The following is a 7,006-nucleotide window of genomic DNA, read 5'->3' as shown; positions in this document are numbered from 1 at the left end:
ATTGAAGCTCGCGCTTTTGATATATAAAACCCATTCACTTTGTTTGTTGGCCTCAGGCGCCGGCGGCCACATCCGTGGCCTTGGCTGCCGCGCCATAAGGGGCGACGGCCCGTCGGCCCCTTCGACTGCCTGCTTGCAGCAGGCGCTCAGGACAGGCTCGCGGAGACTGCGTCTCCGTCGCCTTGAACAACAAACCTCTGGTGCCGCGGGGTGGAGCAGTCCGGTAGCTCGTCAGGCTCATAACCTGAAGGTCACAGGTTCAAATCCTGTCCCCGCAACCAACATAACGTCAAAATTATCCCACCAAGCAAAAAGCCTGGTGGGCTCTTTGCCGTCCCCGTCCAAATGAGGGGGCGCATAAGCGGAAGGCCACAGCGCCAGTCCCAGCCTCCCCAAGCTCAAGCTATCACCGCCGCCAACTTTATCGCTGGTGGCCCTTTTGCCTTAACCGTCCGAGCGTTTCGGAAGGGGGCGATAGCACAGCAAGCCAGTAGCCCGCCCTCCCGTCCTCTCGGTCAGGCTTCGCCGGGCGCGCGTGCCTTGATCGCCAGGGCGTGAACCTTGTCGCGCAACAGGTCGGCCAGCGCCGCGTTCACCATCCGCTGCCGCGCGACCCGGCTCTGGCCCGTAAAGCGCTCCGCGATGATCTCCACCGTGAAATGACTTTCGCCCGAGCCGTCATGGCCGGCATGGCCGCGATGCTTCTCGCTGTCGTCGATCACGGAGAGTTGAACGGGTGACAGGGCGGCGCGCAGCCGTGCGTCGATTTCGGTGGCGATCGGGCCTTTGAGGTCTGTGGTCATGTTTCCTATATAGTCCGCTTTGTCAGTCATGCCATCAGGACCATCTTGAGTAGCGAACCCTTTTCCAATCGTCGTTTCAATCGATTCCACGGCCGCGTGGAAAGTGGCCGCCCCTGCGCCGTGGAAGGCTGCGCCGAACCGGGCGAGTTTCGCGCGCCTGTGCCAGAAGGACAGCGTTCTGGCCATGAGGGACCGCAATGGCGCTGGCTGTGCCTGGATCATGTCCGGGCCTTCAACCAGGGCTATAATTTCTTCAGCGGCATGAGCGCGGAGGAAATCGCCGCTGCCCAGCGCCCCTATGCCGGATGGGAGCGGGAAACCCGCGCCTTTTCCAGCAATGCCACCAGCCCGCCGCCGCGCTGGGCCGATTTTGCCGATCCGCTCGATGCCATCGGCGCGCGGTTCAAGGAACGCGTCGCCAAGGCGCGGGCTGACAGCCAGATGCGGCAAGACGGGCAGTTTCTGTCGCAGGAGGACCGACGGCAGATGGCGGTGATGGACCTGCCCATCGATGCCGACCGCAAGGCGCTGCGCACCCGCTATACCGAGTTGTTGCGCCGCTTCCATCCCGATCATAATGGCGGCGACCGCAGTCATGAGAGCGCCTTGCAGGCGGTGATCGCGGCCTATGGCCATTTGCGCAAGGCGGCGGTGTTCAGCTGACGCTTGCATGGGCGCAGGGCCGCTGCCATAGCCCCCGACCCTTCCTTCTTCGCGGAGACATAAGATGCAGCAGATGCCGCGTGCGCTGGGCCTGGATTTCGGCACGACCAACAGCGTGGTTGCCCTGGCCGGGGATGGGCAGTCGCGACTGGTGGACTTCGTCGGCGCGCGCGCGACGGGCGCGGTGTTCCGATCTGCGCTCTGTTTCTGGCACGACGAGGAAGCGAAGGGCGGTCTGGCGCATGAGGCCGGACCATGGGCGATCGCGGAATATATGGACTATCCAGAGGACAGCCGGTTTCTGCAATCCTTCAAGTCGGTGGCAGCCAGCCCGATCTTCGAAAGCGCGAGCGTGTTCGAGAAGCGGATCCGGTTCGAGGACCTGGGCCAGATGTTCCTGGCGCGGATGATCGCCCATGCCGGCGGCGCGCTCGATACCCGGCCAGAGCGGATCATCGTGGGCCGGCCGGTCGAATATGCGGGGTCGCGGCCCGATGAGGCGCTGGCGCGGCGGCGCTATGACGCGATGTTCGCCGGCTTTGGCAGCGACATCTATTATGTGCATGAGCCGCTGGGCGCGGCGTTCAGCTATGCCGGCCGCCTCGACCGCGCGGCGACGATATTGGTGGCGGACTTTGGCGGCGGCACCAGCGACTTTTCGATCGTGCGGGTGGAAGCGCCGGGCGCGGCGCGGCGCGCGACGCCGCTGGGATCGACGGGCATCGGCCTTGCCGGCGACCGGTTCGATTATCGCATCCTCGATCATCTGGTGCTGCCGATGCTGGGCAAGGGCGGCGGCTATCGCAGCTTTGGCAAGATGCTGGAGATACCGCGCAGCTATTTCGCGGACTTTGCCGACTGGTCGAGGCTGGCGCTGATGCGCAACCGGCGGACCTTAGACGAACTGGCGCGGCTGCAAAAGGCGGCGGACGATCCAGTGGCGATCGGGCGGATGATGACCGTGATCGAGAAGGAGCTGGGCTATCCGCTCTATGATGCGGTCGGCGCGCTCAAGCGCGCCCTGTCATCGCAGGAGACGGCGACATTCCGCTTTTCCGGCGGCGGCCTGGAGATCGAGCAGCCGGTGTCGCGCGCGCAGTTCGAGACATGGATCGCGCCGGATATCGCGCGGATCGAGGCGACGGTGGATGCGGCGCTGAAGAAGGCCGATGTCGTGCCGGACGCGATCGACCGCGTGTTCCTGACCGGCGGATCGTCGCTGATCCCGGCGATCCGCCGCATCTTTGCCGCGCGCTTTGGCGAGGCGCGGTTGGCGAGCGGCGGGGAACTGACGTCGATCGCCCATGGTTTGGCCTTGATCGGAGAGGAAGCCAATTTGGCCCAATGGGCTGCTTGATCGACGGTAGTCGAGGCCCCACTCTATCGACATGCCCTTTGCCTATGGGTTAGGGCGGACGTGACTCGCAGAAAGATGATGTGCCCGATGACCGACATTTCCAACGTCCAGCCCGACACGCGATCCGAAACGTTGATGGAAGCGCCCGACCGCGAAGTGGATGCGCGCGAGATCTTCGGCATCGACGTCGACATGAAGATTCCGGCGTTCAGCCAGGCGGACGAACGCGTGCCCGACCTGGACCCCGCCTATGTGTTCGATCCCGACACTACGCTCGCGATCCTGGCCGGCTTTGCCTATAATCGGCGCGTCATGGTGCAGGGCTATCATGGCACCGGCAAATCCAGCCATATCGAGCAAGTCGCCGCGCGCCTGAAATGGCCGTGCATCCGCATCAACCTGGACGCGCATATCAGCCGCATCGACCTGGTCGGGCGCGACGCCATCGTGCTCAAGGACGGCCAGCAGGTCACCGAATTCAAGGAAGGCCTGCTTCCCTGGTCCCTCCAGCGGCCGGTTGCGCTGGTGTTCGACGAATATGATGCGGGCCGGCCCGACGTCATGTTCGTGATCCAGCGCGTGCTGGAAACCGACGGCAAAATGACCCTGCTCGACCAGAATAGGGTGATCCGTCCCAATCCGCATTTCCGCCTGTTCGCCACCGCCAACACGGTGGGACTGGGTGACACGACCGGCCTCTATCATGGCACGCAGCAGATCAACCAGGGGCAGATGGACCGCTGGAACCTGGTGGTGGCATTGAATTATCTGCCCGCCGCGACCGAGGCGCAGGTGGTGCTGGCCAAGTCCGGCGAATATGATCATGAAGGCGGCCGCAAGGAAGTCGAGGCGATGATCAAGGTCGCCGAACTGACGCGTCAGGGCTTCATCAACGGCGATATCTCGACCGTCATGTCGCCCCGCACCGTCATCAGCTGGGCGCAGAATGCGCTGATCTTCAAGAATGTCGGCTTCGCCTTCCGCCTGTCCTTCCTCAATAAATGCGACGAGGCCGAACGGGCGCTGGTCGCGGAATATTATCAGCGCGTGTTCGGCAAGGACCTGCCGGAAAGCGTCGCGAGCCGGGCGAACTGATCCTTCGCCCCGGCCCTAACCGGATCGGGAGAGCATGGCATGATCGTCGTCGAGAGAATCGATCCCCAGGGCGGGACCGCGCACCGGATTCACATTCGCGGGCATGAAATCGTCGCGGACATGTCCGCGCCCGATGGCCATGACGCCGGACCGGACCCGCATGACCTGTATGATGCGGCGCTGGGCGCGTGCAAGGCGATGACGATGCTCTGGTATGCGCAGCGTAACGACATTCCGGTCGAGGATATCCATGTCGGCGTGGTGCGCGACAACAGCCAGGAACGCCAGGGCGTCTACAAGCTGACCACGCGCATCGCCGTCACTGGGCCGATGAGCGACGAGCAGCATGACAAGCTGATCGCGGTCGCCGCCAAATGCCCGCTGCATAAGCTGATGGCGGAGGTGGAGACGCAGATCGAGACGATCGCCGTGCCGCGTGTCGGTGATCCGGAGGGCGCGTGAACGCTGCGACTGCCCTGACCGCGCTGCCGCTCGCCAGCGCCTTCAACCTGCGGGATTTTGGCGGTCATCGCACGCGCGACGGCCGGCAGGTGCGCACCGGCATGCTGTATCGGTCCGGCACGATGGCCCTGCTGACGCAAGCCGATGCGGATGCGCTGCGCGCGCTTGGCATCCGGTCCATTTGCGATTTCCGCCGGCCCAATGAACGGGTCGAGGAACCCACATCCTGGCACGGGGATGAGGTCGATTATTTCTGTCGCGACTATAGCGAGCAGAGTGGCGTGCTGAGCGAAATGCTGCGGTCGGACAGGGCGACGGCCGCCGACATGCATGAGGCGATGCTGCGGGTCTACCGTGCCATCGCCACGGATCATGCCGACGCCTATCGGGCGATGTTCGCCCAGATGCTGGCTGGTCGGCTGCCGATCCTGATCAACTGCGCCGCCGGCAAGGATCGGACGGGCGCGGGCGCCATGCTGATCCTGGCTGCGCTGAACGTGCCGCGCGCGGCGATACTGAAGGATTATCTGGCCACCAACGATCATGCCGACTGGACATGGCGACTGGCACAGACGGAGTCCCGATTGACCCGGGCGCTGCGCGAGCGCCCAGATGTGGCGGAGCCGATCCTGCGCGCCGACGCCGCTTATCTGGACGCCCTGTTCGAGACTCTGGAGCAGGACCATGGCGGTGTCGACGCCTATCTGGAACAGATGCTGGGGGTGGATGCCGCCGCGCGCGCCATGTTGTGCGAGGCCTTGCTGACATCATGACCGAACGGTCCCCCATCGACGCCTTCAAGGATGTGTTGTCGGGCGTCGCTCGATCGATCGCGCGCGACCTGGAGGTGGAGGTCGCCTTCACGGCCGACACGCCCCACGCCGTTGGCAAGGCGATCAAGGTGCCGACGCCTGCGCGCGCCCTGCCGGCTGATCAGGTCGCGCTGGCGCGGGGGTTCGCGGACGCGTCGGCGCTCAAGCTGCGCTATCATGATGCGAAGGTGCATGCGTCCTTTGCGCCCGGCGAGGCGGTGGCGCGCGCGGTGTTCGATGCGGTCGAACAGGCGCGGGTCGAGGCGATCGGATCGCGATCCATGGCGGGCGTGCGCGCCAATTTGAACGAGGCGCTGGCGCTGCGGTTGAAATCCGACGCGATCCGCCGCGCCCGGTCGGCCGACGAAGTGCCGCTGTCGACCGCCCTGGCGCTCAAGGTGCGCGAGCGGCTTACCGGGCAGGCCATACCCAAGGACGCCGCGCCCGGCGTCGCCATGGTCGATCAGTGGATCGAGGACAAGGCGGGCGCCGACCTTGATTCGCTGATGCTGGCGATCGACGACCAGCGCGCCTTCCAGTCGCTGACCACGGCGATGCTGGAGCATCTGCAACTGATCGACGCCGATGTGCCGCCCGATACCGAAGAACCGGAATCGGACGAGGATGGCGAGGATCAGGAGGACCAGCAGGAAGAGGGCGAATCCGGCGAGGAGGAGTCGGGCGACAGCGACATGAACGCCGAAGCGCGCGCCGAGGACCAGGGCGGCGAGAGCGAGGAGGGCGAGAGCGAGTATAGCGACGACTTCGACGCCGACAGCGACGAAGGCGCCGACGATATGGGCGAGGAGGGCATGATGCCCGTGCGCCCCAATCGGCCCATGTCCGATATGCCGCCGGGATTCGATTATCAGGCCTATACAACGAAGTTCGATGAGATCGTTGCGCCCGAAGATCTGTGCGACGACGATGAACTGGCGCGATTGCGCGGGTTTCTGGATCAGCAACTGGTAAGCCTCCAGGGGGCGGTGACGAAGCTTGCCAACCGGTTGCAGCGCCGGTTGATGGCGCAGCAGTCGCGCAGCTGGGATTTCGACCAGGAGGAAGGGCTGCTGGACGCGGCGCGGCTGGCGCGGATCGTGATCGATCCCACCCGGTCGCTATCCTACAAGATCGAGCGCGACATGGAGTTTCGCGACACGGTCGTGACGCTGCTGATCGACAATTCCGGTTCGATGCGCGGGCGGCCGATCAGCATCGCGGCGATCAGCGCAGACATCATGGCGCGCACGCTGGAGCGGTGCGGCGTCAAGACCGAGATATTGGGCTTTACCACCCGCGCGTGGAAGGGCGGTCAGGCACGTGAGGACTGGCTGGCCGCCGGGCGGCCGCCGATGCCCGGCCGGCTCAATGACCTGCGCCATATTGTCTACAAGAAGGCGGACGATCCGTGGCGCCGGGCGCGCAAGAATCTGGGCCTGATGATGCGCGAAGGGCTGCTGAAGGAAAATATTGACGGCGAAGCGCTGTTATGGGCGCATGGCCGGTTGATCGCGCGGCCCGAGGAGCGTCGCATCCTGATGGTGATTTCCGACGGCGCGCCGGTCGATGACAGTACCCTGTCGGTCAATAGCGGCACCTATCTGGAACGGCATTTGCGGCAGGTGATCGACTGGATCGAAAACCGGTCGCCGGTGCAACTGGTGGCGATCGGCATCGGCCATGATGTCACCCGTTACTATCGCCGCGCCGTCACGATCATGGACGCCGAGCAACTGGGCGGCACGATGGTGGAGCAGCTGGCCGGGCTGTTCGACGAGGATTGAGCGACCGGTACGGGTCGCCCTTCCACCCTG

The 7,006-nt window shown here is 64.7% G+C and carries 7 protein-coding genes and 1 tRNA gene; 7 read left to right on the top strand and 1 reads right to left on the bottom strand.

From position 1 onward, the window contains the following. Positions 1-204 precede the first annotated feature (204 nt). A tRNA-Met gene (locus B2V90_RS12120) sits at positions 205-281 on the top strand. A 234-nt stretch (positions 282-515) separates the two neighbouring features. Here B2V90_RS12120 and B2V90_RS12115 read toward each other — a convergent pair. Continuing rightward, positions 516-803 carry a BolA family protein gene (locus B2V90_RS12115; RefSeq protein ID WP_228222674.1) on the bottom strand — a complete coding sequence of 96 codons (288 nt, stop codon included), beginning with the start codon at positions 801-803 and terminating at the stop codon, positions 516-518. Positions 804-848: 45 nt separating this feature from the next. Between B2V90_RS12115 and B2V90_RS12110 the strand changes: the two genes are divergently transcribed. From B2V90_RS12110 to cobT, 6 genes are all read left to right on the top strand, one after another. Further along, entirely contained in the window at positions 849-1,466 is a 618-nt protein-coding gene (locus B2V90_RS12110; RefSeq protein WP_037541938.1) for a J domain-containing protein, read from the top strand. Positions 1,467-1,530: 64 nt separating this feature from the next. Further along, on the top strand, positions 1,531-2,823 hold the full coding sequence (locus tag B2V90_RS12105; RefSeq protein WP_228222675.1) for an Hsp70 family protein: 1,293 nt from the start codon (positions 1,531-1,533) through the stop codon (positions 2,821-2,823). Between the two features lie 87 nt (positions 2,824-2,910). Continuing rightward, positions 2,911-3,918 (top strand): cobaltochelatase subunit CobS, encoded by a 1,008-nt coding sequence (gene cobS / locus B2V90_RS12100; RefSeq protein ID WP_009820348.1) that lies wholly within the window; start codon positions 2,911-2,913, stop codon positions 3,916-3,918. A gap of 39 nt (positions 3,919-3,957) precedes the next feature. After that, the gene (locus B2V90_RS12095; RefSeq protein WP_228222676.1) at positions 3,958-4,380 is read left to right on the top strand and encodes an OsmC family protein; all 423 of its coding nucleotides are present in this window, start codon (positions 3,958-3,960) and stop codon (positions 4,378-4,380) included. Beyond that, positions 4,377-5,153: a tyrosine-protein phosphatase gene (locus B2V90_RS12090; RefSeq protein ID WP_228222677.1), complete on the top strand. Its 777-nt coding sequence runs from the start codon at positions 4,377-4,379 to the stop codon at positions 5,151-5,153. The genes B2V90_RS12095 and B2V90_RS12090 overlap by 4 nt, the downstream gene beginning before the upstream one ends. Next, positions 5,150-6,976, top strand: coding sequence for a cobaltochelatase subunit CobT (cobT, locus tag B2V90_RS12085; RefSeq protein ID WP_228222678.1), 1,827 nt, complete (start codon positions 5,150-5,152; stop codon positions 6,974-6,976). Before B2V90_RS12090 ends, cobT begins: the two co-directional genes overlap by 4 nt. Positions 6,977-7,006: the final 30 nt, after the last annotated feature.

Source organism: Sphingobium sp. UBA5915 (genome assembly GCF_002431195.1).
Taxonomy (GTDB): Bacteria; Pseudomonadota; Alphaproteobacteria; order Sphingomonadales; family Sphingomonadaceae; genus Sphingobium; species Sphingobium soli.
Note: the sequence above shows the minus strand (reverse complement) of the source record. Positions and strands in the feature narration are given on the sequence as shown.

Excerpts from the sequence above, each read along its gene's own strand:
- B2V90_RS12115 (WP_228222674.1), bottom strand. The coding sequence starts at position 803 with ATGACCACAGACCTCAAAGGCCCGATCGCCACCGAAATCGACGCACGG.
- B2V90_RS12105 (WP_228222675.1), top strand. The coding sequence starts at position 1,531 with ATGCAGCAGATGCCGCGTGCGCTGGGCCTGGATTTCGGCACGACCAAC.
- cobS (WP_009820348.1), top strand. The coding sequence starts at position 2,911 with ATGACCGACATTTCCAACGTCCAGCCCGACACGCGATCCGAAACGTTG.
- B2V90_RS12095 (WP_228222676.1), top strand. The coding sequence starts at position 3,958 with ATGATCGTCGTCGAGAGAATCGATCCCCAGGGCGGGACCGCGCACCGG.
- cobT (WP_228222678.1), top strand. The coding sequence starts at position 5,150 with ATGACCGAACGGTCCCCCATCGACGCCTTCAAGGATGTGTTGTCGGGC.